Consider the following 23,039-nt stretch of genomic DNA (forward strand, 5'->3'; position numbering starts at 1 on the left):
CGGCGATCAGTCCAGCCCGGCAATGATCGTGCGAAGCGTCGCGATGCCCAGGCCCTTTTCCGAACTGGTCACGACCAGCTCGGGATAGGCGGCGGGGTGTTTCTGCAGCGCCTCGCGCACCTGATCCAGCACCGGGGGCAGGGCGTTCGGGCCCAGCTTGTCGGTCTTGGTCATCACCACCTGAAAGGGCACTGCGGATCGGTCCAGCAGGGTCATGATCTCGTGGTCGACATCCTTCACGCCGTGACGCGAATCGATCAGGCAGAAGGCGCGGCGCAGGGTCTGGCGTCCGGCGAGATAGGACTTCAGCAGCGCCTGCCATTTGGCGACGATGGCCAGCGGCGCCTTGGCATAACCATAGCCGGGCAGGTCGACCAGATAGGCCTGTTCGCCCAGCGCGAAATAGTTGATTTCCTGCGTCCTGCCCGGCGTGTTCGAGGCGCGTGCGATCCCTTTGCGACCGGTCAGCGCGTTGATCAGGCTGGATTTTCCCACGTTCGAGCGGCCCGCGAAACAGACCTCGGGGCGGTTCGGGGGCGGCAGGCCGTCCATATGGACGACGCCCTTCACGAAATCGACCGGGCCTGCGAACAGCAGGCGCGCGGCCTCGGCGGCCTCGGGGTCGGGATCGGGGGCGGTGGGGAAGGCGACTTTCATGCGGTGACCTGATCCTGAAGGCGGATGGTGCCGCCGGTGACGACCTCGGCAAAGACGCCGAAATCGGTATGGCCATAAAGACGGTCCAGCGTGGCGACCATGTCGATGTCGCGCTGGCCCGTCTCGGTATCGGCGCTGGTGGCGGCGCAGCGCCCGATCTGGTCGGTCACGCGCAACTCGACGTCGCCGATTTGCAGGATCCGGCCGATCAGATCGCGTTCGGCAAAGGGCGCCCAACCGTCGATCCACAGATTGCCGCGCCAGCGATGGGTGCCCAACGGCTGGCCCACCTGACCCTCCAACGCGCGAAGGCTGTCATACGACAGGATCGAGATCCACGGCCATTTCTGGTCGGTCCAGATCGCCGCGCCGCGCACCAGCCGCACGGGCGGCGGGGCATCGGCGGGCCAGAGGGGACGCAGCCAGTCGATCAGGCGGTCGCCGTCGGTCGCGGGATCAAGGTCAAGGCTGCCATGGCGCGGATGGGTCAGATGCAGCCGCCCGTCCTGCCAGCCGCCGCTGACGGCCTGCAGGTCCGCCGAGACGACGCCGCGCAGAAAACAGGATTTGGGCAGCCAGCGGTCCGGCTGCCCATCGGTTTCGCTGGCAAGGGCGTGGTGCTGCCCGGACCCGGTCAGCACAGCCCATTCGCGGTCGCCGGGCAGGCGGCGGGCCGCCTGAAGCGTGACCTGTTCCAGCCCCTCTCCGCCGACCGACTTGATCGGATGGCGGCGGATCAAGGCCAGACGGGCGGTCATTTTCCGCTGCCGCCCTTGCCCGGCTTGTCGGCGGACTTGGCTGCTGCGGCCCGCTTGCGCGTCGGGATCGAGGATTTGACGTTGCCCAACAGGTCTGGCCGCGCGCCATGCATGGTCATGATCGTATACTGCTGAATGATCGTGATCACGTTGTTGGTGATCCAATACAGCACCAGACCCGAGGCAAAGCCGCCCAGCATGAACATGAAGATCCACGGCATCCACGCAAAGATCATCTTTTGTGCCGGATCGGTGGGTGCCGGGTTCAGCCGCTGTTGCAGCCACATGCTGATGCCAAGCGCGATGGCCAGCGCGGGCAGAGTCAGCGAATGCAGAAGTGTTCCCTGCGCCGGAATCCCGATGGGCAGCAGTCCGTAAAGGTTCAGCAGGCTGGACGGGTCGGGCGCGGACAGATCCTGAATCCAGCCCAGCCAGGGGGCGTGACGCAGTTCGATCGTGACGAAGATCACCTTGTAGAGCGAGAAGAAGATCGGGATCTGCAGCAGGATCGGCAGGCAACCCGCTGCGGGGTTCACCTTTTCGCGCTTGTACAGCTCCATCACTTCCTTCTGGAACTTCATACGGTCGTCGCCGGTGCGGGCCTTGATCTCTTCCATCTGGGGCTGCAATTCCTTCATCTTGGCCATCGAGATGTAGGATTTGCGGGCTAGCGGGAAGACCAGCGTCTTCAGCACGAAGGTCAGCGCGATGATCGACCAGCCCATATTGCCGATCATGCCATGCAACCAGTGCAGCAGCTGGAAGATCGGCTTGGTCAGGAAATAGAACCAGCCCCAGTCGATCGAATCGACGAAGCCGTCGATGCCGGGGGCCTCTTCGTAATCACGCAGAACTTCCCAAACCTTGGCGCCGGCGAACAGATAGCTGTCGGCCGACAGCGAGGTGCCGGGCTGGACGGTCTGCATCGGAAACCGGGCCTCGGTCTGATAGATGTCCGCCCCGTCGACATATTTCACGACAGCCGTGAAGGCCTGCCCCGGCGCGGGCGCCAGAGATGTCATCCAGTACTTGTCTGTGAAACCGATCCAGCCATTGCCGCTGATGTCGTAGACCTGCGCCCGGCCCTCGCGGGCGATCGGGTCCAGTTCCGTCATCGCGTCGTATTTCGTCTCGATCAGGGTGCCGTCATGCATCCCGACCACGCCCTCATGCAGGATGAAGAAGTTTTCGGTCTGCGGGCGCCCGTGACGGGCAATCAGGCCATAGGGTGCCGCTGAAAAGGCGGCGTCGCCGTTATTCTCAAGGCTTTGCGAGACGGTGAACAGATAGTTTTCGTCCAGCGCAAAGCTGCGGCGGAAGACCTGGCCCGCGCCATTGTCCCAGGCCAGCGTCACCGGCTGGCCGGGCGCCAGAATCTCGCCCTGCTCCAGCGTCCAGACGCTTGCCGGGTTGGGAACCAGATCGGCATCGATGCCCGGCCCTGGGGTCCAGCCATAGACGGCGTAATAGGGTTGGGTCACGTTCACATTGACGCGATCATCCGCCGTGGCGGACGAGGGCGACAGCAGACGCACGTCGGGCGAACCCTCGTCGCGGGTTTCGCTGTAGCGGGTCAGCAGCAGATCGTCGATGCGACCGCCGGCCAACGAGATGGACCCCGCCAGCGCCGGCGACTGGATCGCCACGCGGCCCACGGGTTCCGTCGTATCGGGGGTTGCGGCCAGATCGGCGGGGGCGGCCCCATCGGCCACGCCGGGAACGGCCGGGACCAGCGGCTGGTCGCCGATCCCTTGCTCGGCCAGCGGCTGGCCCGAGGGTTGGTCCGACACCGGTTCCGGAGCGAAGACCGTATACCAGACCAGGATCACCAGAAACGACAGGACCGTCGCCAGGATCAGATTGCGGTTATTGTCTTCCATTCGGTCACCACTGTCATCGCGTCAGTCGGGCCGGTTCAACAGAACCGACCCCGGAAGGTCAAGCGGATTTGCCATTTTGGGCAGGAATGCAAGGCAATTCGCGCAAGAGGTCCGGGCGGCAAGGGTGCCGCAGGGCGGCTGCGGGACGGTTTGACGCGGGGCAGGGGTGGCCCGATCGCCTTGCCCAAGCGCGTCTGCGACGTTCCGGGCGGGCCCGTCAGCCCCGCCAGGCGATGGTCGGAAGGTTGGCGGCACTTGTTTTGTGAACGGTCAGAAATTCCAGCGTCTGCGACAGCGGCATCGGCCGGGCGATGGCATAACCCTGCAACTCGTCACAGCCCATCTGGGCCAGAAAGGCATGTTCCTCGCGCGTTTCGACGCCTTCGGCCAGAACCGAGATGTCCAGACGCTCGGCCAGTGCCAGAATGGCCAGGATCATCCGCTGCTGACCGGCGTCGATATCGCAGGCGGTGACATAGCTGCGGTCGATCTTGATGCGGTTGATGCCGAATTGGCGGATCGCATCCAGACTGGCATAGCCGGTGCCGAAATCATCCAGATCGATCCGGCAGCCGGCCTGCGACAGGCGGCGCAGGTTGTCGCGGGTGTCGGCATTGGAATTGGCCGGTCCCACGCTTTCCAGAACCTCGATCACCAGCCGGCAGGCGGGGATGTCCTGCCGGTCCATTTCCCACAGCAGGCAATCGGCAAAGCCGCGATCGGACAGTTCGCAATTCGAGATGTTGATCGACGCGGTGGGCACGTCAAAGCCCGCCAGATCCCAGCAGCGCAGAGCCGAGATCGCCTGTGCCAGCATGAACAGCGTCAGGGTATTGTGATCCTGTGGCGTCATCTGCGGCATGAAGGCGCCGGGGGCCAGTAGCCCGCGGACCGGATGGTTCCAGCGGGCCAGCGCCTCAAACCCCGAGATGCGGCCGCTGTCGCAGCAGATCTGGGGTTGAAAAAACGCCTCCATCTGACCGGCGACGACGGCATCGCTGATCGTGGCGGTCAGGGTGGGGCCGCTGAGCTGTGGATCATGGGGAAAGATCGTCAACCGTCCCAGATCGGCATCGGCCACCTGATCCATGCGCAGCTGCGCATTCATCATCAGCATGGCCACCGGGGGCAGATCGGGCGTCTCGGCATGGATCAGGATGCCGGTCATCACCGGGGTCACCTGACGTCCGCAAAGCGACAGCGGCGTCTGACCCTGTGCCAGAAGCCGGTGGGCGATTGTGGCCGCATCGCGGACGGTCCGGTCCCGCAGCTGAACCGCGAACAGGCCCGGTGCCACAAGCTCCATCAGGTCCGACGGCCGGACGGCCTGTCCCAGGATCATGGTCAGATGCTGCAAAAGGCCGTGCAGGGCAGAGCGATCCAGCACCCCGTCCAGCACCGGTATGTTTTCCAGCCGCAAAAGCAGGATGCTGCGTGACTGGTCCCGCGATTGATCCCCCTGACCAAGCAGCTGCAGAAAGGGCGAGAACAGGCGGGTTACGTTCAACGACATGCCGGACCTTTCACGGGAATCACCGGCATCAGGATTACGACAAATGTCTTGGCGCGATGTTAATGCGTGCCGCCCGGATCGCTCAGGATCGGGACGGGTTCCTCGATCCTGCCCGGTTCGGGCGGAAAAATTGCAGAAAAATCGAACAGTTCACGATCCAGCAGATGCGAGGGGCGCACATTCATCAGCGACCGGAAGATAACCTGCCGCCGCCCCGGACTGCGGCTTTCCCATTCATCCAGCATCCGTTTGATCTGCACCCGCTGCAAGCCTTCCTGACTGCCGCACAGATCGCAGGGGATGATCGGATAGGCCATGGCGCGGGCAAAGCGGTCGCAATCATCCTCGGCCACATAGGCCAGCGGGCGCAGGACGGTCAGATCTCCGTCCTCGTTCAACAGCTTGGGGGGCATGGTGGCCATGCGACCGCCATGGAACAGGTTCATGAAGAACGTTTCCAGCATGTCGTCGCGGTGATGGCCCAGAACGACGGCCGAGCATCCCTCTTCCCGGGCGATCCGGTACAGATTGCCGCGCCGCAGCCGCGAACACAGCGCGCAATAGGTCCGACCGGCGGGCACCTTGTCTTTGACGATGGAATAGGTGTCCTGATATTCGATCCGATGCGGGACTCCGCGCGCCTTCAGGAAATCCGGCAGGACGGTGGCGGGAAAATTGGGCTGGCCCTGATCCAGATTGCAGGCCAGCAGGTCGACCGGCAGCAAGCCGCGCCACTGCAATTCATGCAGCACCGCCAGCAGGGTATAGCTGTCCTTGCCGCCAGACAGGCAGACCAGCCAACGATCGCCGGGCCGGATCATCGAGAAATCCTTGATCGCGGCGCGGGTATCGCGGATCAGGCGCTTGCGCAGCTTGCGGAACTCGGTGCTTTGCGGGGCGCCTTCGAACAGCGGATGGATTTCGGTTCGCCCGGCATGGTCGAGGGTGTCAGCGTCTTGGGGCATGGCGGGCCTCGTCATCATGATGGGGGTCGGCGCCGGGCACCGGGTCATAGCCATGCCCGCCCCAGGGGTGGCAGCGTGCGATCCGGCGCAGGGTCAGCCAGCCGCCGCGAAACGCGCCATGCCGGGCCAGTGCATCCAGCGCATAGGCCGAACAGGTCGGCTGAAACCGGCAGCCATGTCCGACCCAGGGCGATGCGATCAGGCGATAGCCGCGCACCGGCAAGGCCAGAAGGCGGGCCAGGGGGCTCATCGGTGGATCTTGTCCATCGCGCGGTTGAAATCATCGCGCAGCGCGGCGAAATCGCGGGCGATGGTCGCCTCGGGGCGGCCGACAAGGACGTAATCCCATCCGGGCTGACCCAGGGCTTGCAGGCCAAGCCGCGCAACCTCTCTTAGCCGGCGCTTGGCGCGGTTGCGGGCGACGGCATTGCCGATCTTTTTGGAACAGGTGAATCCGATCCGCGCCGGGCCGTCATCGTCACGACGCCGGGCCTGCAGCAGAAAGCCGGGCATCCCCTGACGCCGCGCGCGGGCGGCGGCCAGAAAATCGGCACGCTGGCGCAGCACGGGCGGCATCGGAAAGCGGTCCGGTGCGGACACGTGAAATGCCGCCGTGCCGTCATCCGTGGGCTGATCGTCAGCAGGATGGGGCAGAGGCGGCATGTCGCAAGCCTTCATCTGGCGGCAATCGCCACCGGTCGGATCCGAAAGGATCAGGCCGACAGACGCTTGCGGCCCTTGGCGCGGCGGGCGTTCAGGATGTTGCGACCGGCTTTGGTGGCCATGCGCGCGCGAAAGCCGTGGCGGCGCGCACGAACGAGGTTCGACGGTTGGAAGGTGCGCTTCATGCTCAGTCTCCGGATCAGTTCTTGCGGGGGGGCGTCAGAACGGGGCAGGTTACAAGGAACTGCCCCGCGCCGCGACGCCGGTTGTTTCGAAGCCCGCTGGATAGTGGCAATGTCCGGCCCCGTCAACTGCCGAAACCCGGAAACCGTCCGGGTCGCGCCTATGGAACCCTGCATGGATCACATTCGTTTGATGTGACATCCCGCAACCGCGCGGCTGACAAGTGCCGCCCGCCCCGACATAACCCCGGACACGATGCGATTGAACACGATCTCTGGCCGATTCGCCGCGCTGACGACCATGTTCGTCGTGCTGGCAGAGTTGTTCATCCTGCTGCCCTCGCTGGCCGGTTTCCGGCTGGACTATCTGGAGAGCCGTCTAGAACGCGCCCAGATCGCCAGCCTTGCGCTGCTGGCGACCGACGATTCGCTGGCCTCGGATCTTGAATCGGAACTGTTGCAGAATGCGGGCGTCTTCAACGTCGTGCTGCGCCGGAACGACATTCGCCAGCTGGTCCTGTCCTCGCCCATCCCCGGCCCCATCGCTGCGACCTATGATCTGCGGACCGAGGGTGTGCTGCAGACCATCGACGATTCGCTGGTGGCGCTGGCCGATCGCCAGAACCGGGTGATCCGGGTCATCGGCGCGCCGGTCAATCAGGCGGGCCAGCTGATCGAGATCACCATGGAGACCGCCCCCCTGCGCGAGGCGATGATCGAATACGGATTGCGTCTGCTGGCCGTGTCGGCGGCATTCTCGATCCTGACGGCGGTCTTGCTGTTCCTGGCGGCGCAACGGCTGATTCTGGTGCCGATCCGGCGGGTGATCAGCCACATGTCCGCCTATGCCAGCGCCCCCGAGGATGGGCGTCACATCATCATCCCCGATGCCCGGCTGGTCGAACTGCGCGAGGCCGAATCGGCGCTGCAATCGATGCAGCAGACCGTCACCTCGTCGCTGAAGCAAAAGGAACGCATGGCGCTGCTGGGTCAGGCCATCGCCAAGATCAGCCATGATCTGCGCAATATCCTGACGACTGCGCAGATCTTTGCCGACCGGCTGGAGGACAGCGCCGACCCCAAGGTCCGCCGCGCCGCACCCAAGCTGGTGAATTCCATCACCCGCGCCGTGAACCTGTGCGAGACGACGCTGGCCTTCGGCAAGGCCGAGGAGCCGGCGCCCACCCTGTCGCGGTTCAATCTGGCGCAGCTGGCTGCCGAGGTGATCGAGGCCGAGACACTGGCCGGAGAGGCGGCGGGACAGGTCGAGTTCCTGACCGACATCCCCCCCAGCCTGACCATCCGCGCCGATCGCGATCAGCTGTACCGGGTGCTGGCGAACCTGTCGCGCAACGCCCGGCAGGCGATCGAGGCCACCGGCCAGCCCGGCACCGTCGAGATCGGCGCAGGCGAGGCCGAGGCCGACTGGTGGATCAAGGTCGGCGACAGCGGTCCGGGTCTGCCCGACAAGGCCCGCGAATACCTGTTCAAGCCCTTCACCGGCAGCACCCGACGCGGTGGCACCGGTCTTGGCCTGACCATCGCCGCCGATCTGGTGCGCGGTCATGGCGGGCGGCTGGAGCTGCTGCGCAGCGATGCCGAGGGCAGCCAGTTCTGCATCCACATCCCCCGCGGCCTTGCCCTGCGGACCGAAGTCGCGGGCCGCTGAGGGCCGTCAGCGCGCCTCTGGTCGCTGCAGAACCATCCCCGCATTGCGCAGGGGCAGTGCCCGCAAAAAAGGCGACGCATTTTTCAGATTTCCCCTTGCATCCCCCCGGGCCTCCCTTTAGTTCCCCGCCTTGTTGCACCCGTAGCTCAGCTGGATAGAGCACCAGACTACGAATCTGGGGGCCGGGCGTTCGAATCGCTCCGGGTGCACCACTTTCATCTTTCCGAACGATGCCAAGGCGCCGCGCGCCTGTGGCTTGTCCCTTGCGGGCGATCTGCATAGTATCTTTGCGGGGCATCCGGTCCTTTGGGTCCGCCAGCCGGGGTAATCGGCCGCGACGCGGGCTGGGCGCGGGGTGTCCCTGATCCGACCTTACCGACAGGCATCCCGATGACCACAGCCCTCGTGCATTTCAACCATGCCTTTGACGGACAGCGCACCACCTGGCCCAGCATGCGCACCTCCAGCTGGTATCCGAATTATGGCGACATGCTGGTCTGCGCGGCACTGATCCGGCAGGTGCGGCTGGACGACACGCTGCGGGTGGGCTTTGGCTATCCGGCCAAGGCGCCGGTCAGTCGGGCGCTGATCCGGGGTTCGACCTATCTGCACCGTCGGTTCGATTTTGCCGGGGCCAATCTGACGCTGGACAGCATCGATGCGCCGCTGGCGATCGTGGGGCTGGGGGCGCAAAGCCCCACGGCGGATGTCACGATTCTGGATGACAATCCCGAAGCGCGGGGCTTTGTCGCCCGCCTGAACGAACGATCGGCCTCGATCTCGGTTCGCGGTGCGTTCAGCGCGGCGGTGGTGGAACGTCTTGGCGGGCGCAATATCCGCGTCACCGGCTGCCCGTCGCTGTTCTATCGCCTCAGCTGTCCGCAGGTGACGATGGACGATGCGCTGGCCACGTCGGAACGCAGGATCGGCGTCTCGCTGCATACGGGGCTGGAAAAGAACATGTTCTGCGCCGCCCCGGTCGAGGCGCGCCGCGCCCATGTGCGGGCGATCCGCTATGGTCTGGATGAATGCGCTTCGCTGTCGCTGTTCGAACAGGGTGTGATCAGCGAATTCGACATCGCCGATGCCGGATTGCCGATGCCCCTGCGGCTGGCGGCGGCCGACAAGGTGCTGGCCCGCATCGACCCGTTGGGCGATCTGTCCTCGGACGAGCTGATCGCCCATATGGTCAGCGTCACCAGCATCGAGGAATGGCTGGAACGCGCCGCCGAACTGGATGCAATCATCGGCTTTCGGTTTCACGGCAATATGGTCGCGCTGCTGCAGGGCAAGCCCTGCTATTACTATGTCTATGATTCCCGCATCCGGGAATTCTGCGATCTGTACGCGTTGCCGTTTCAGGATGTGCGCGAGCCTTGGGTAGCACCGGACCGGGCGATTCTAAACCATGACTGGGACCGCACCAACGCGGCCATGCGGGGCTGTCTTGCCCAGATGCAGGCGTTTTATGCCGAGAACGGCTATCACACGCTGATCGAGGACGCCGCCTGAGCAGGGGCCCGGCACAAGGAACGAAATCCGGGGGGCCGTGTTGCGCATCTGGCCTGCGCCTTGTCGCAAGGGGTCGGTCCGGGATATGAACGGGCAGCACAAAGGACAGACGGACCAGAATGGACGCTTCAAGTGACCGGCTGACCAGACCGGGATGGAATTGCTGGCGGGTCGAGCAATCGACGCGCTTTGCCGTGATTGCCGATGCGGATGAATATTTCCGCGTCGTCCGGCAGGCGATGACGCAGGCGAAACACTCGATCCTGATGATCGGTTGGGATTTCGACGCGCGCATCCATCTGGGCGATAATTCCGTTGACGGAGGCCCCGCAGCGCTTGGCGATTTCGTCATGTGGCTGGCCCGGCGCAGTCCATCGCTGCATGTGCGGCTGCTGCGGTGGGATACGGGCGCGCTGAAATCGATCTTTCGCGGATCGACGCTGATGACCATCCTGCGCTGGAAGATGCATCCGCGCATCACGCTGCGGCTGGATGGCAAGCACCCCTTTGCCAGCTCTCATCACCAGAAGATCGTCGTCATCGACGACTGTCTGGCCTTTTGCGGCGGCATCGACATGACCGAGGGGCGGTGGGACACCCGCGACCACCTGGACGACGATCCGCGCCGGGTCAGCCCGCGCGGCAAGCCGATGAAGCCGTGGCACGACGCGACCAGCGCCTTTGACGGGGCGGCGGCGCGGGCCATCGGCGATCTGGCGCGCGACCGCTGGCGCATCGCCTCGGGCGAGGATCTGGCGCCGGTGGCAGATGCGACGGGCTGCTGGCCTGACGGGCTGGAGCCGACCTTCCGCGACGTGCCGCTGGCGATCTCACGCACCCGCCCCGAGATTGCGGACGTGCATCCGGCCTTCGAGATCGAGCAGATGTATCTGGACCTGATCGGACGGGCCAAGCGGGTGATCTATGCGGAAAGCCAGTATTTCGCCTCTCGCAAGATCGCGCAAGCCATCGCCCGGCGCCTGACCGAGGAAGACCCGCCCGAAATCGTGATCATCAACCCGATCAGCGCCGAGGGCTGGCTGGAGCCGATGGCCATGGACACCGCGCGCGCCAAGCTGGTCGAGGCGTTGAAGCGGCTGGATCATCGCGACCGCTTTCGCATCTATCATCCGGTCACCGACAAGGGGGCCGAGATCTATGTCCATGCCAAGGTGACCATCGTGGACGACCTGTACCTGCGGGTCGGATCGTCGAATTTCAACAATCGGTCCCTGCGGCTGGATACGGAATGCGACGTGATTCTGGCCGCCGAACGCCCTGGGTCCGAGGCGACGAGGGCCCGCATCACCCGGTTGCGCGACGATCTTCTGGCAGAACATCTGGCCCGGGATGCGCAGGATGTCGCGGCGGCGCTGGACGACCATGATGGGAGCCTGATCGCGCTGATCGAGGCGCAGCGCGGCCCGAAGGGGCAGGGGCGGACGCTGATCCCCTATGAAATCCCCGAACTGAGCGATTTCGAGGCATGGCTGGCCGAGAACGAGATCCTCGACCCCGAGGGGCCGGACAAGATCTTTGAGCCTCTGGGCAAGCGCAAGGGGCTGTTTCGCAACTGGCACTGGCCGCGCCACCGTCCGTGGCGCCGGCGCAAGACCGGCTGAGGCGGTTTTGTGGGGCCGGCCCCTGTCCGCGCCGGCTAGGCCGGTTGCGATCGCAGCCCGGTCTGATCGGAAGCCGTCTGATCGGGCCCGGTCGGCAACCCCTTGAGCAACCCCGAGGCGCTGATCCCGTTCAAAAGCCCCGCATCGATGGCCTTGCGGATCGCCTGCGGTGTATCCTCGGCGCCAAGCGCCTCGCGCGCCATGCGCAGCCGGTATCGCAGCGCGGTGCGCGAAATCCCAAGTGCGGCGCTGGCCTGATCATAGGTCATCCCGCAGGCCATCGCGTCCAGCGCCTCGACCAGAATGGGGCGCAAGGCGGTGCTGCGATCGACCAGATCATGGGCCTGCCGCAGCAGCGCGGCCATCTGCGCCACCTCGGACGAGATGAATTCGCGGTCGGCGCGGGCCGCGCCCAGATAGGACCGCGACCGTTCCGGTCCCCGCGACAGGGCCACGCCAAAGGTCAGGCCATGATCGCGCGCCTGTCCCATCACGTTCAGCGGGTCGGGCATTTGCTGGGTCAGATCGCTCCACCGGATGGTGCCCTCGTTCAGCACGCACCAGATCATCATCGGATCGCCAAGCGCCAGATTGCGCTGCGTATAGGCCTGCAGCCATCGCGAGGGATAGGTCGAGACCCGTCGCACGGGCCGCGAAAAGCGGATATGCAGGCCAAGGCTGAACCCTTTGGGCGCCAGCCGCGCCAGCGCCTCTTCGATATCCGCCAGACCGGCGGGGGCTGTGGGGTCGTTCGGAACGGTGCTGGCTGAGGGCATGTCTGTCCTATCGCGGGCGGTTCTAGGGGGGCGTGGCCGCATCGGCATCGCTGCGATGCAGCGAACACAGGACCGGCATAGCCCTGTGGGGTTATAGATAGACCGGGGCGGGCCGCATAGGTGTGTCACGCGCAACAAGCGTGTATTTGACCGGTTTCGGGCAAATGCCCGGTATTTTCATCGTAAATGGGGGGCGTCTTTCGGGGCGCCCCTCTTTTTTTCGTGCGCGGCCCGGCCCGCCAGCCCCCGATGCCCGGGGTTGCGCCTGCCCGCCGGTCCGCTAGCTTGCGCGCAATCAAGGAAAAGGGACTTGGCGATGGATCGTGTGACATTGGGCGGCAGCAAGGTCGAGGTCAGCCGCATCTGCCTGGGCACCATGACCTTTGGCAATCAGACGGACGAGGCCTGTGCCCATGCGCAGATGGACGCAGCGCTGGAGGTCGGGATGACCTTCATGGACTGCGCCGAGATGTATCCCGTGAACCCGGTCCGCCGCGAGACGATCGGCGTCTCGGAAGAGGTGATCGGCCGCTGGCTGGCCCGCACCGGCCATCGCGATCAGATCGAGATCGCGACCAAGATCACCGGTCCCAGCCAGATGGTCCGCGATGGTGCGCCCTTTGACGGGGCGACGGTGACGGCCTGCATCGACGCATCGCTGCGGCGGCTGCAGACGGACCGGATCGATCTGTATCAGCTGCACTGGCCGGTGCGGGGATCCTATGGGTTCCGGCAGAACTGGACCTATGACCCCTCGGGTCAGGACAAGGCGGCGACGCTGGATCACATGCAGGACGTGCTGGGCGCGATGCAGCAGGCTGTCGCTGCGGGCAAGATCCGCGCCGTGGGCCTGTCCAACGAATCGGCCTGGGGGCTGACGCGCTGGTGCGATGTGGCCGACCGCATCGGCGGGCCGCGCATGGCCGCGATTCAGAACGAATATTCGCCGCTCTATCGCCTTTACGACACCGATCTGGCCGAGGTTGCGGTGAACGAGGATGTCACCTTGCTGTCCTATTCGCCGCTGGCAGCGGGGCTGCTGACCGGCAAATACGCCGATGGCGCGATGCCGGATGGCAGCCGGGCGGCGGTGGATGTGGCGACCGGCGGGCAGGGCAATCTGGGCGGTCGCAAGACCGATCGCGGGGTGGCTGCGGCTGCGGCCTATGGCCGTCTGGCGGCAGATCATGGCTGGGACGTGGTGCATATGGTCATCGCCTGGCAGCTGACGCGGCCCTTCAAGGTGGTGCCGATCATCGGGGCGACGACGCTGGACCAGCTGCGCCACCTGATCGCCGGGCTGGGCCGCGATCTGCCCGACGATCTGCGTCGCGGGATCGAACGGCTGCACCGGCTTCATCCGCTGCCCTACTGATCGGGGGCATGACGGGTCCGTGGCCTTCCTGATCGGGGGCCCTCCTGATCGGGGAGCCGTCGATCAGGGGCGTATTGGCCCCGGCCCTATTGATCGGGGGCGCACGGCCTCTATCTTTCTGACGAGGCAGAAGAAACGATGGGGACCATGGCATGGCAGGCGATCCGTATTCCGCATTGGGCGTCGCGCGCGGCGCCAGTGCCGCCGAGATCAAGAAAGCCTATCGGCGCATCGTCAAGACCGATCACCCGGATCTCAATCAGGATCCGGCGGCCGTGGCGCGTTTCAAGGCGGCCACCGCCGCTTATGATCTGCTGAAGGATGACGAACAGCGCCGCCGCTTCGACGCCGGAGAGATCGACGGCCAGGGGCAACAGCAGGCGCCCCAGTGGCGCCAGCGCCAGTCGGCGGGCGCAGGCGGGCATCCCTTTGGCGATGCGCCCGGCCATGGCGGCGATCCCGATCTGTCGGATGTCTTCGCCGATCTGTTCGGCCACCGCCCCGGCGGGCGCAGTGCCGGGTTCGGGGGCGCCGGGTTCGGAGGCTTTGGCGGGTTCGGCGGCGCGCGGGCCGATCAGCGTGGCCATGATCTGCGGCTGGCGCTGCAGGTCGATTTCCTGACAGCGGCGCGCGGCGGTCCGACCCGGATCACCCTGCCGCAGGGTGGCACGCTGGACGTGAACATCCCCAAAGGCGTGCGCGACGGTCAGGTGATCCGCCTGCGCGGCAAGGGAGAGCCGGGGACAGGTCGTGGCGATCCGGGCGACGCGCATCTTGAGGTTCGCGTGACCGAACACCCCCAGTTCCGGCGCGAGGGCGACGACATCCATCTGATCCTGCCGATCACGCTGGACGAGGCGGTGCTGGGCGGCAAGGTCGCGGCGCCCACGATCGACGGCCCCGTCAATCTGACCATCCCGCGCGGCGCGACCTCGGGGCAGAGGCTGCGGCTGCGCGGTCGTGGCGTGAATGGCGGCGATCAGCATGTCGAACTGCGCATCGCCATGCCGCCCAAGATCGATGAGGGGCTGGCCGCGTTCTTCGAAACCTGGCGGCGCGAGAATGCCTATGATCCCCGCAAGGGCATGACAGAGGGGCCATGACGGGCGGATCATGACGGGCGGATCATGACCGGCGGATTGTGACCGGCGGGGCATGAAGACCGGGCCATGGCGCCCCGGTCGCCGCCATCAGGCGTGGCGCTAGACGGTGGAAATCGCCCGGCGCCGGATCGTCTGATCCTTGGGCGCATTGGCCGGATCGGCCATCCGGGCGGGCAATTCCGCCATGACCGCACGTCGCGCCTCGGGCGTCATGGTGCCCCAAGCGGCGATTTCGTCCAGACGGCGCCAGCAGCCAAGGCAGAGGTCGCTGACCGGATCGATCCTGCACAGCTTGATGCAAGGGCTGTCGGTCATGACCGCACCGCCCTGTCGCGCAGACCCGCGACCTGCCAAGCAGCCCGGGCCGTGCAAGGCCCGCGCCGGACGCTGCCGCTTGGCCCCGGACCGCCCGATGCCGATCTTCCCGACGCCGATCCGCCCGAACGCGTGCCGCCTGATGCCGTGCCGCCCGACGCCGTGGTGCTGGCGCTGTGGGTCGGGACCGTGGACCGAAGCACGCTCATGCCCGGTCCGAGATATAGCGCAGCCGGTCCAGCGCGCCTTGCAGGATGTAACCCGCCGCGACCTGATCGATCACCTCGGCGCGGCGCTTGCGCGAGGTGTCACCCTCCAGAAGGGCGCGTTCGGCGGCGACGGTGGACAGGCGTTCATCCCAATAGGTGACGGGCAGGTCGGTCAGCCGGATCAGGTTGCGGGCAAAGGCACGGGTGGCCTGCGCGCGCGGCCCTTCGGACCCGTCCATATTGCGCGGCAGGCCAAGGACCAGCCCGACCAGCGCCCGGTCCTGCACCAGCGCCAGCAGCGCCTGCGCATCCAGCGTGAACTTGACCCGCCGGATCACTGTGATGGGCGAGGCGACCTGCCGCATCCCGTCGCTGACCGCCACGCCGATGGTCTTGGTGCCCAGATCAAGGCCCGCCAGCGCCCCGTGGCGGGGCAGGCTGGCGCCAAAGGCGATCATGTCTTCATGGATCATGGTGCGGGCCCTGCCGGGTTGGCTGCGTCGGAGGAGCCAGAGGGTACACCGCCGTCTGACGGGGCGTCGGGCGTCGGGCTGCCGGGTGCCAACGCCTCGGGCGTCGTGTTGGCCGGCGCCGCTGCGTCCGGTGCTGAACCATTGGGATCGGATGTATCGCCTGACGGTGCATCCGGCGCGGGGGCATCGGATGCGGGCGGATCAGCGGTCGGGCCAGCAGGTGCCCCATCCTCCGCTCCGGGCGCATCCGGCACAGGGGCAGCCCCGGCCCCCTGATCCAGCGCCCGATTCGCCGCAGCGCCCGCCGCCTCGACCACGGCCAGCGCCTCGGGGATATCGGCAAAGCGCTGGCGCGCCTCGGTCAGGATCGCATCGGCCTGATCGTTCCGGCCCAGCACATACAAGGCCGAGATCAGCCGCGCCCATTCGTCCGGCGCCCCGCCCTCGGTCGCCAGTCGCTGCTGCAGGCCGGACACCATGCCTTCGATCATCTGCTGGCGATCCTCGGGGGACATGTCCTCTATCGCCGCCAGATCCTGCGCATCGGGGCCGGGCATGTCGGGGCCGGGCAGGCCCGGCATGTCTGTCGCCTGAGGCGCGGGGGGCTGGTAATCGCCCTCACCGGCCAGCCATGCCAGTTCCTCGATGGCGGCGCGGATCGAGGGGATCCACGGCGCGCCCTCGGGGCCTTCCTCCAGCAGCCGGCGCCAGATCGGAAAGGCGCGGTCGGGGCGACCGTTTTGGATCAGCATCACGCCCTGCAGATAGCGGGCCTGCGGTTGGTCCGGGTCCAGCGTCAGGGCGCGCGCCAGCACGGCCTCGGCCTCGGGGGTGACAAGACCGCCTGCGGTTTCGACCATCAGGCTGGCCAGCTGCATCAGCTCGACCGCATCGGCCTGATCGCCGCGCAATTCCACCAAACGGGCCTGCGCGGCCTGCGCGGCGGCCAGATTGCCAAGCCGCATCTCATGCGTGGCCAGCAACTGCTGGCCCTGCGGGTCGTCGGGATTGCGGCCCACGGCCTCGCGCAGCTGGTCGATCATCGCCAGATAGTCGGGCTCGGCCTGCGACAGGTCGGGGGCGGGGCGGGCGGGGGCATCCGCCTCGGCCTGCGCTTGGGCAGGACGGGCGCGATAGGCGGCGTCGGCGGCGGCGAAACGTTCGGCCAGCGGCATGTCGGGTGCGCCGGGCACACCTTCGCGCAGATACAGCGCCACCGCCCCGGCCAGCATGACCACCAGCACCGCCCCGGCCCAGATCAGACCGCCGCTGCGCCCGACCGTGGGGGCCGCCTGCGCCACGCGGCGATCCGCATCCAGAACCTTGCGCCCGATCTCAGCCCGCAGGCGCTGCGCATCCTCGGGCTGCAGGACACCGCGTTCCAGATCGCGTTCGACCTCGGACAGCTGGTCGCGATAGACGCGCAGATCGAACGCGGCGGCGGGCTCCGCCCCGGCCCGCGCCCGCCGCAGCGGCGCCAGGATGGCAAAGGCCACGATCGCGGTGATCCCCGCTGCAACAATCCAGAACATGCGTCACCTCCGTTGAGCCCCGTCCTATCGCGACTGGCGCGGGACCGAAAGCGCGGCGCGCGGGAAATCCCCCGGGCAGTCCGTTTGTCGCATGTCGCATTTCGCCGCGATCTGCCGCAACGCGCCTTGAGCGCGCGGCCCCGCAGCGCCATGGTGGCCCCAGCTTATCCCCCTGAGAGGCACCATGCCCGACGCCCCCCGCTCCAGACGCTATTCCGTCTTCGCCTTGGCCCGAGAGGCTTTGCGCCAGCATTCCGGCTGGACGCGGGCCTGGGCCAATCCCCTGCCGCGCGATCGCTATAAGGTGATCGTGGTGGGTGCCGGGGGGCACGGGCTGGCGACGGCCTATTACCTTGGGAAGAATTTCGGCATCACCGATGTCGCGGTGATCGAAAAGGGCTGGCTGGGGGGCGGCAATACCGGTCGCAACACGACCATCATCCGGTCGAACTATCTGCAGGACCCGTCTGCGGCGATCTATGAAAAGGCGCGCAGCCTGTATGAAAACCTGTCGCAGGATCTGAACTATAACATCATGTTCAGCCCGCGCGGCCTGATCATGCTGGCCCAGACCGAACACGAGATCCGGGGTTACAAGCGCACCGTCTATGCCAACAACCTTCAGGGTGTCTCGACCGAGTGGCTGGACCCGCAGCAGCTCAAGGCCAAGGTTCCGATCATCAATCTGGACGGGCCGCGCTATCCGGTGCTGGGGGGCCTCTATCAGGCCCGCGGCGGCACGGCGCGCCATGATGCGGTGGCCTGGGGCTATGCGCGGGCGTGCAGCGACATGGGCATGCACATCATCCAGAACTGCGAGGTGACGGGCGTGCGGACCCAAGGCGGTCAGGTGCGCGGCGTCTCGACCACCAAGGGAGAGATCGGCTGCGACAAGCTGGCGATCGTCGTGGCGGGTCATTCCAGCCATCTGGCCGAGATGGCGGGTTTCCGCCTGCCCATCGAAAGCGTCGCGTTGCAGGCGCTGGTCAGCGAACCGATCAAGCCCTGCATGGATGTCGTGGTGATGGCCAACACCGTCCATGGCTATCTGTCCCAATCCGACAAGGGCGAGATGGTGATCGGCGGCGGCACCGACGGGTTCAACAACTTCACCCAACGCGGCAGCTGGCAGCATGTCGAGGAAACCGTCCGCGCCCTGATCGAGACCTTCCCGATGCTGTCGCGCCTGAAGATGCTGCGCCAATGGGGCGGCATCGTGGACATGACCGGCGACCGCTCGCCCATCCTGTCCACCACCCCGGTGGGCGGCATCTTCGTCAATTGCGGATGGGGCACGGGCGGCTTCAAGGCGATCCCCGGTTCGGGCTGGGCCATGGCCGAGCTGGTCGCCAAGGGCACCCCCGGTCCGCTGGCCGAGGGTTTCGGTCTGAACCGCTTCCGCGAGGGGCGGTTCATCGACGAATCCGTCGCCGCGGGCGTGGCGCATTAGGCGGGGGGGCGCCGATGGACGCGCATCAGGGAACCCACTGGTCTGCCTGCGAATTGATCGGTCATGACTGTTTTGACCGAAAGGGTTTCCCATGGCTGACCGCAACAACAATGGCCTCTATTTCATCGTCGGCGGCATCGTCGTCATCGTGGCGCTGCTGTTCTTCTTCATGTCCGGCAGCGAAACCGGCACGGCCACGACCGACCCGGTCGCAGGCGGCGACACCAATATCAGCGTCGAGACGCCCGCAGCCGACCCCGCGACAGGCACGCCGCCCGTCTCGGTCGAGACCGACACCCCCCCGGCTGTCGAACCCGCACCCGAGCCTGCCGCCCCGGCTCCGGCCAACTGAGCGACTGACCGACCGGGCCGCCCACGCGGCGGCCCACGGCTTCGGTCTGGAAATATCCACGGGGGTCCGGGGGCAGTCGGCCCCCGGTCTTCGTGCGGTCGCAGACCGCACAAGCCGCGCCGCCAGCACCCGTTGCTGCGGCGCGTTCGCATATCCGCGCCCCGGCAGTGCCACCCCGCCCGATCAGACAATGCCAAGCCTGCAAAACCCCCTCCGGCACAAGGACGCATCATGCTGACCCTGACCTGCCCCTGTTGCGGCATCCGTGCCGAGGAAACCGAACTCCATCCCGGAGGAGAGGCGCATCTGACCCGCATCGGCCCCGCAGGCACGGATGAGGATTTCGAATCCTATCTCTTTGCCCGCAAGAACGTCAAAGGCGTGCATTTCGAACGCTGGCGCCATGCCTATGGCTGCGGGAAATGGTTCCTTGCGGCGCGCTGCACCGCGACGCTGCAGGTCTTCGGCACCTACAGCGCGCAGACCAAACACCCGCCCGCCGATATCGTGGATGCGATCCGCGCCGCACGACCCGACTGGACCCCCGACTGGACGATCCCGCAGCCATGACCCACACGCCCCCCTTCCGCCTGCCCGCCGGTGGCCGCCGCATCGACCGCGCCTTTCAACTGCCATTCCGTTTCGACGGGCGCCACCTGCGCGGCCTGACCGGCGACAGCCTCGCCTCGGCGCTTCTGGCCAATGGCCAGATGCTGATGGGCCGGTCGTTCAAATATCACCGACCGCGCGGTCCCGTCGCCAGCGGGGCCGAGGAACCCAACGCCCTGTTCGGTCTGGGACAAGGCGGTCGGTTCGAACCGAACCAGCGTGCCACGACCACCGCGCTCGTGCCCGGGATGATCCTGCGCAGCCAGAATTGCTGGCCCAGTCTGGATGCCGATATCGGCGCGGTGAACGGCGCGCTGGCGCCGTTCCTTCCGGCGGGCTTCTATTACAAGACCTTCATCCACCCCCGCCCCTTCTGGAAACATGTGTTCGAGCCGATCATCCGCCGCAGCGCGGGCCTTGGCCGGGCGCCGACCGATGCCGATCCTGACCGCTATGAACAGGCCTATGGCTTTGCCGATACCGTTATCGTCGGCGGCGGCATCGCCGGTCTGACGGCGGCCCGCGACGCGGCAGAGGCCGGGGACCGGGTGCTGGTGCTGGAACAGGACGCGCTCTGGGGCGGGCGCACCCCCACCGACCATCAGGGCGGGCAGGCGGCCATCGAGGCCCTCCTGGCCGACCTGCGCGCCCGCGACACCGTCACCCTGCGCCGCAACACCATGGCGACGGGCCTTTATGATCACGGCTATCTGATCGCGCGAGAGGCTCTGGCCGATCACGACCCCAATCAGGGCATCCCCCGCCAGCGCCTGTGGCGCATCCGGGCGGGTCGGGTGATTGCCGCCACCGGTGCGCTGGAACGCCCGCTGGCCTTCGCCTGCAACGATGTGCCCGGCGTGATGCTGGCCAGCGCCGTGCGCGACTTCATCGCCGAATTCGGCGTGGCACCGGGCCAGCGCATCGTGATCGTCACCAACAATGACGACGCCTATCGCACCGCCCTTACCGCGCATGCCGCAGGCCTCGACGTGCCCGCCATCGTCGATGCTCGCCCGCTGGCCGACGGCGCCCTGCCGCAGGCCGCCCGCGCCGCCGGAATCGCGGTCCTGACAGGCACCGGCATCGCCAAGGTCAAGGGCCACCGCCATGTCGAGGGCGTGATCCTCTGCGATCAGTCGGGCGAGGGCAGGCCGCTGCAAAGCCTCGATTGCGATGTGGTCGCCATGTCGGGCGGCTGGTCGCCGGTCGTGCATCTTTACAGCCATTGCGGCGGCAAGCTGATCTGGGACGAGGGTGCATCCATGTTCCGCCCCGACCCGGACCGCCCCCCTCTGGGCGCGGATGGCAGCGGCAATGTCACCGTCGCGGGCGCCGCCAATGGCGATCTGCGCTGCGCCGGGGCGCTGGAACAGGACGAAGGCCCCATCCAGCCCGTCTGGGTCATGCCCGCCCGCGCGCCCTATAAGCTGCGGTCCAAGATGTGGCTGGATTTCCAGAATGACGTCAAGGTCAGCGATGTGGAACTGGCCGCGCGCGAAGGCTATGCCTCGGTCGAACATACCAAGCGTTACACCACCCTCGGCATGGCCACCGATCAGGGCAAGCTGTCCAACATCAACGGTCTGGCGGTGCTGTCGGATGCCCTGAACCAACCGATCGAGGCGACGGGCACCACGACCTTCCGCCCCCCCTACACGCCGCTGACGCTGGCCACCATCGCGGCCGAGGCCAAGGGCGATGCCTTCCAGCCTTTGCGCAAAACCCCGATCCATGTCTGGCATGACAGCCATGGCGCCAGCTTCGAACCCGTCGGCCACTGGCGCCGCCCCTATGCCTATCCCCGCGCCGGAGAGGATCGCCACGCCGCCGTGAACAGAGAGATCCTGTCCGTGCGCCGCGGTGTCGGCACGCTGGACGCCTCGACCCTTGGCAAGATCATCGTCAAGGGACCGGATGCGGGGCGGTTTCTGGACATGCTCTATACCAACATGATGTCCACCCTGCCGGTCGGCAAATGCCGCTATGGCCTGATGTGCAGCGAGAACGGCTTTCTGATGGATGACGGCGTGGTCGCCCGGCTGACCGATGACACATGGCTGTGCCACACCACCACCGGCGGCGCCGACCGGATTCACGGCCACATGGAAGACTGGCTGCAATGCGAATGGTGGGACTGGCAGGTTTATACCGCCAAGCTGACCGAACAATTCGCCCAGATCGCCGTCGCGGGCCCCAAGGCCCGCGCGCTGCTGGAACGCTTGCCCGGCACCATCGATCTGTCCCCCACGGCGCTGCCTTTCATGGGCTGGGCCGAAGGGGAACTGGACGGCATCCCCGCCCGCATCTTCCGGATCAGCTTTTCGGGCGAGCTCAGCTATGAAATCGCCGTGCCTGCCAGCCGGGGCCTCGATCTTTGGACGCGCCTGCACGAACGTGGCGCCGATCTGGGCATCACCCCCTATGGAACCGAGGCGATGCATGTCATGCGCGCCGAGAAAGGTTTCATCATGATCGGCGACGAAACCGATGGCACGATCATCCCGCAGGATCTGGGCCTCGATTGGGCGATCTCGAAGAAAAAGACCGATTACATCGGCAAGCGCGCGCAGCGCCGCAGCCACATGACCGATGGCGCCCGCTGGAAACTGGTTGGTTTGGAAAGCCTGTCGGGCAAGGTTCTGCCCGATGGCGCCTATGCGGTGGCCGAGGGCGCGAACCCCAATGGCCAGCGCCGCACGCAGGGCCGCGTCACCTCCAGCTATCATTCGCCCACGCTGGACAAGCCCATCGCGATGGGACTGGTCCGCCACGGCCCGTCGCGGATGGGGCAGGTGCTGGATTTCCCGATGCCTTCGGGCGAGGTGATGCAGGCGCGGATCTGCGATCCGGTCTTTTACGACAAGGAAGGGAGCCGCCAGAATGGCTGATATCCTCGCCACCATCGCCCGGGTGCATGATCTGGGCATGATCACCATCCGCGCCGATCTGGACCGCGCAGGCGACGCCTTGGCAGAGGCTGCGGGCCTGCCCATCCCCGGCGTCACCGGCCTCACCACCGATGGCAGCCGCACGCTCGGCTGGATGTCGCCGGACGAGCTGCTGCTGATCCTGCCCACCCCCGAACTGCCTCAGGCGCTGCAGGATCTGACGCAGGCGCTGATGGGCGAACACGGGCTGGTGGCCGATGTGTCGGATGCCCGGGCGGTCTTCGACATCACCGGACCCCATGCGGCGGATGTGATCGCGAAACTGGCCCCCGTCGATGCCGCCTCCCTGCCACAGGGCCATCTGCGCCGGACCCGTCAGGCACAGACCGCTGCCGCGATCTGGCGTCAGGGCGACGGTTTCCGCGTCGCGGGCTTCCGCTCGACCGCCGATTATCTGGGGCTGATCCTCGCCAATGCCGCCACCCCCGGCAGCCAGCTGGCCCCGCGCTGACGCCCGCAGGCCCGCCCCGCCCCCT

At 66.6% G+C, this 23,039-nt stretch carries 22 protein-coding genes and 1 tRNA gene; 11 read left to right on the forward strand and 12 right to left on the reverse strand.

Annotation, left to right across the window (positions count from 1 at the left end):
- Nucleotides 1–6: 6 nt before the first annotated feature.
- The 8 genes from yihA to rpmH form a co-directional block, all read right to left on the reverse strand.
- Complete coding sequence (yihA, locus tag EG885_RS10495) at nucleotides 7–657, reverse strand: ribosome biogenesis GTP-binding protein YihA/YsxC (protein WP_131574430.1); 651 nt, start codon at nucleotides 655–657, stop codon at nucleotides 7–9.
- Nucleotides 654–1,415, reverse strand: a complete 762-nt coding sequence (locus EG885_RS10500; RefSeq protein WP_131574431.1) for an MOSC domain-containing protein — start codon at nucleotides 1,413–1,415, stop codon at nucleotides 654–656. Before EG885_RS10500 ends, yihA begins: the two co-directional genes overlap by 4 nt.
- Nucleotides 1,412–3,295, reverse strand: coding sequence for a membrane protein insertase YidC (yidC, locus tag EG885_RS10505; RefSeq protein ID WP_131574432.1), 1,884 nt, complete (start codon nucleotides 3,293–3,295; stop codon nucleotides 1,412–1,414). The genes EG885_RS10500 and yidC overlap by 4 nt, the downstream gene beginning before the upstream one ends.
- A 217-nt stretch (nucleotides 3,296–3,512) precedes the next feature.
- Entirely contained in the window at nucleotides 3,513–4,808 is a 1,296-nt protein-coding gene (locus EG885_RS10510) for an EAL domain-containing protein (RefSeq protein ID WP_131574433.1), read from the reverse strand.
- Between the two features lie 59 nt (nucleotides 4,809–4,867).
- Nucleotides 4,868–5,773 (reverse strand): tRNA 2-thiocytidine(32) synthetase TtcA, encoded by a 906-nt coding sequence (ttcA, locus tag EG885_RS10515; RefSeq protein ID WP_131574434.1) that lies wholly within the window; start codon nucleotides 5,771–5,773, stop codon nucleotides 4,868–4,870.
- Nucleotides 5,757–6,023 carry a membrane protein insertion efficiency factor YidD gene (yidD, locus tag EG885_RS10520; RefSeq protein WP_131574435.1) on the reverse strand — a complete coding sequence of 89 codons (267 nt, stop codon included), beginning with the start codon at nucleotides 6,021–6,023 and terminating at the stop codon, nucleotides 5,757–5,759. Before yidD ends, ttcA begins: the two co-directional genes overlap by 17 nt.
- Nucleotides 6,020–6,436: a ribonuclease P protein component gene (rnpA, locus tag EG885_RS10525; RefSeq protein WP_131574436.1), complete on the reverse strand. Its 417-nt coding sequence runs from the start codon at nucleotides 6,434–6,436 to the stop codon at nucleotides 6,020–6,022. The genes yidD and rnpA overlap by 4 nt, the downstream gene beginning before the upstream one ends.
- A gap of 50 nt (nucleotides 6,437–6,486) precedes the next feature.
- A complete protein-coding gene (rpmH, locus tag EG885_RS10530) occupies nucleotides 6,487–6,621 on the reverse strand; it encodes a 50S ribosomal protein L34 (RefSeq protein WP_131574437.1) in 135 nt (44 codons plus the stop codon).
- A gap of 253 nt (nucleotides 6,622–6,874) precedes the next feature.
- Between rpmH and EG885_RS10535 the strand changes: the two genes are divergently transcribed.
- The 4 genes from EG885_RS10535 to EG885_RS10550 all read left to right on the forward strand — a co-directional run bounded on the left by EG885_RS10535 (nucleotide 6,875) and on the right by EG885_RS10550 (nucleotide 11,421).
- Entirely contained in the window at nucleotides 6,875–8,287 is a 1,413-nt protein-coding gene (locus EG885_RS10535; protein WP_131574438.1) for a sensor histidine kinase, read from the forward strand.
- Nucleotides 8,288–8,422: 135 nt separating this feature from the next.
- Nucleotides 8,423–8,499 (forward strand) — tRNA-Arg (locus EG885_RS10540).
- Nucleotides 8,500–8,677: 178 nt separating this feature from the next.
- On the forward strand, nucleotides 8,678–9,799 hold the full coding sequence (locus tag EG885_RS10545; RefSeq protein WP_131574439.1) for a polysaccharide pyruvyl transferase family protein: 1,122 nt from the start codon (nucleotides 8,678–8,680) through the stop codon (nucleotides 9,797–9,799).
- A gap of 119 nt (nucleotides 9,800–9,918) precedes the next feature.
- Nucleotides 9,919–11,421: a phospholipase D-like domain-containing protein gene (locus EG885_RS10550; protein ID WP_131574440.1), complete on the forward strand. Its 1,503-nt coding sequence runs from the start codon at nucleotides 9,919–9,921 to the stop codon at nucleotides 11,419–11,421.
- A gap of 35 nt (nucleotides 11,422–11,456) precedes the next feature.
- On the opposite strand, the gene EG885_RS10555 is transcribed toward EG885_RS10550, so the two are convergent.
- Nucleotides 11,457–12,197: a helix-turn-helix transcriptional regulator gene (locus EG885_RS10555; RefSeq protein ID WP_165571106.1), complete on the reverse strand. Its 741-nt coding sequence runs from the start codon at nucleotides 12,195–12,197 to the stop codon at nucleotides 11,457–11,459.
- Between the two features lie 316 nt (nucleotides 12,198–12,513).
- Here EG885_RS10555 and EG885_RS10560 point away from each other — a divergent pair, with 316 nt between their 5' ends.
- On the forward strand, nucleotides 12,514–13,572 hold the full coding sequence (locus EG885_RS10560; RefSeq protein WP_131574442.1) for an aldo/keto reductase: 1,059 nt from the start codon (nucleotides 12,514–12,516) through the stop codon (nucleotides 13,570–13,572).
- Nucleotides 13,573–13,724: 152 nt separating this feature from the next.
- Nucleotides 13,725–14,675: a DnaJ C-terminal domain-containing protein gene (locus tag EG885_RS10565; RefSeq protein WP_131574443.1), complete on the forward strand. Its 951-nt coding sequence runs from the start codon at nucleotides 13,725–13,727 to the stop codon at nucleotides 14,673–14,675.
- A 99-nt stretch (nucleotides 14,676–14,774) separates the two neighbouring features.
- Here the strand turns inward: EG885_RS10565 and EG885_RS10570 are convergent, their stop codons facing one another.
- The 3 genes from EG885_RS10570 to ccmI all read right to left on the reverse strand — a co-directional run bounded on the left by EG885_RS10570 (nucleotide 14,775) and on the right by ccmI (nucleotide 17,204).
- A complete protein-coding gene (locus tag EG885_RS10570) occupies nucleotides 14,775–14,990 on the reverse strand; it encodes a DUF1289 domain-containing protein (RefSeq protein ID WP_131574444.1) in 216 nt (71 codons plus the stop codon).
- A gap of 205 nt (nucleotides 14,991–15,195) precedes the next feature.
- Complete coding sequence (ruvX, locus tag EG885_RS10575) at nucleotides 15,196–15,672, reverse strand: Holliday junction resolvase RuvX (protein WP_131574445.1); 477 nt, start codon at nucleotides 15,670–15,672, stop codon at nucleotides 15,196–15,198.
- The gene (ccmI, locus tag EG885_RS10580; RefSeq protein WP_131574446.1) at nucleotides 15,669–17,204 is read right to left on the reverse strand and encodes a c-type cytochrome biogenesis protein CcmI; all 1,536 of its coding nucleotides are present in this window, start codon (nucleotides 17,202–17,204) and stop codon (nucleotides 15,669–15,671) included. The genes ruvX and ccmI overlap by 4 nt, the downstream gene beginning before the upstream one ends.
- Before the next feature lie 184 nt (nucleotides 17,205–17,388).
- On the opposite strand from ccmI, the gene EG885_RS10585 reads away from it, so the two are divergent.
- The 5 genes from EG885_RS10585 to EG885_RS10605 all read left to right on the forward strand — a co-directional run bounded on the left by EG885_RS10585 (nucleotide 17,389) and on the right by EG885_RS10605 (nucleotide 23,014).
- The gene (locus EG885_RS10585) at nucleotides 17,389–18,654 is read left to right on the forward strand and encodes a sarcosine oxidase subunit beta family protein (RefSeq protein WP_131574447.1); all 1,266 of its coding nucleotides are present in this window, start codon (nucleotides 17,389–17,391) and stop codon (nucleotides 18,652–18,654) included.
- A 91-nt stretch (nucleotides 18,655–18,745) separates the two neighbouring features.
- Nucleotides 18,746–19,006, forward strand: coding sequence for a hypothetical protein (locus EG885_RS10590; RefSeq protein ID WP_131574448.1), 261 nt, complete (start codon nucleotides 18,746–18,748; stop codon nucleotides 19,004–19,006).
- A 231-nt stretch (nucleotides 19,007–19,237) separates the two neighbouring features.
- Nucleotides 19,238–19,576, forward strand: a complete 339-nt coding sequence (locus tag EG885_RS10595) for a sarcosine oxidase subunit delta (protein WP_131574449.1) — start codon at nucleotides 19,238–19,240, stop codon at nucleotides 19,574–19,576.
- A complete protein-coding gene (locus EG885_RS10600; protein ID WP_131574450.1) occupies nucleotides 19,573–22,503 on the forward strand; it encodes a sarcosine oxidase subunit alpha family protein in 2,931 nt (976 codons plus the stop codon). Before EG885_RS10595 ends, EG885_RS10600 begins: the two co-directional genes overlap by 4 nt.
- The gene (locus EG885_RS10605) at nucleotides 22,496–23,014 is read left to right on the forward strand and encodes a sarcosine oxidase subunit gamma (RefSeq protein WP_131574451.1); all 519 of its coding nucleotides are present in this window, start codon (nucleotides 22,496–22,498) and stop codon (nucleotides 23,012–23,014) included. The genes EG885_RS10600 and EG885_RS10605 overlap by 8 nt, the downstream gene beginning before the upstream one ends.
- Nucleotides 23,015–23,039 lie beyond the last annotated feature (25 nt).

It is taken from the genome of Paracoccus nototheniae (assembly GCF_004335005.1).
Classification (GTDB): domain Bacteria; phylum Pseudomonadota; class Alphaproteobacteria; order Rhodobacterales; family Rhodobacteraceae; genus Paracoccus; species Paracoccus nototheniae.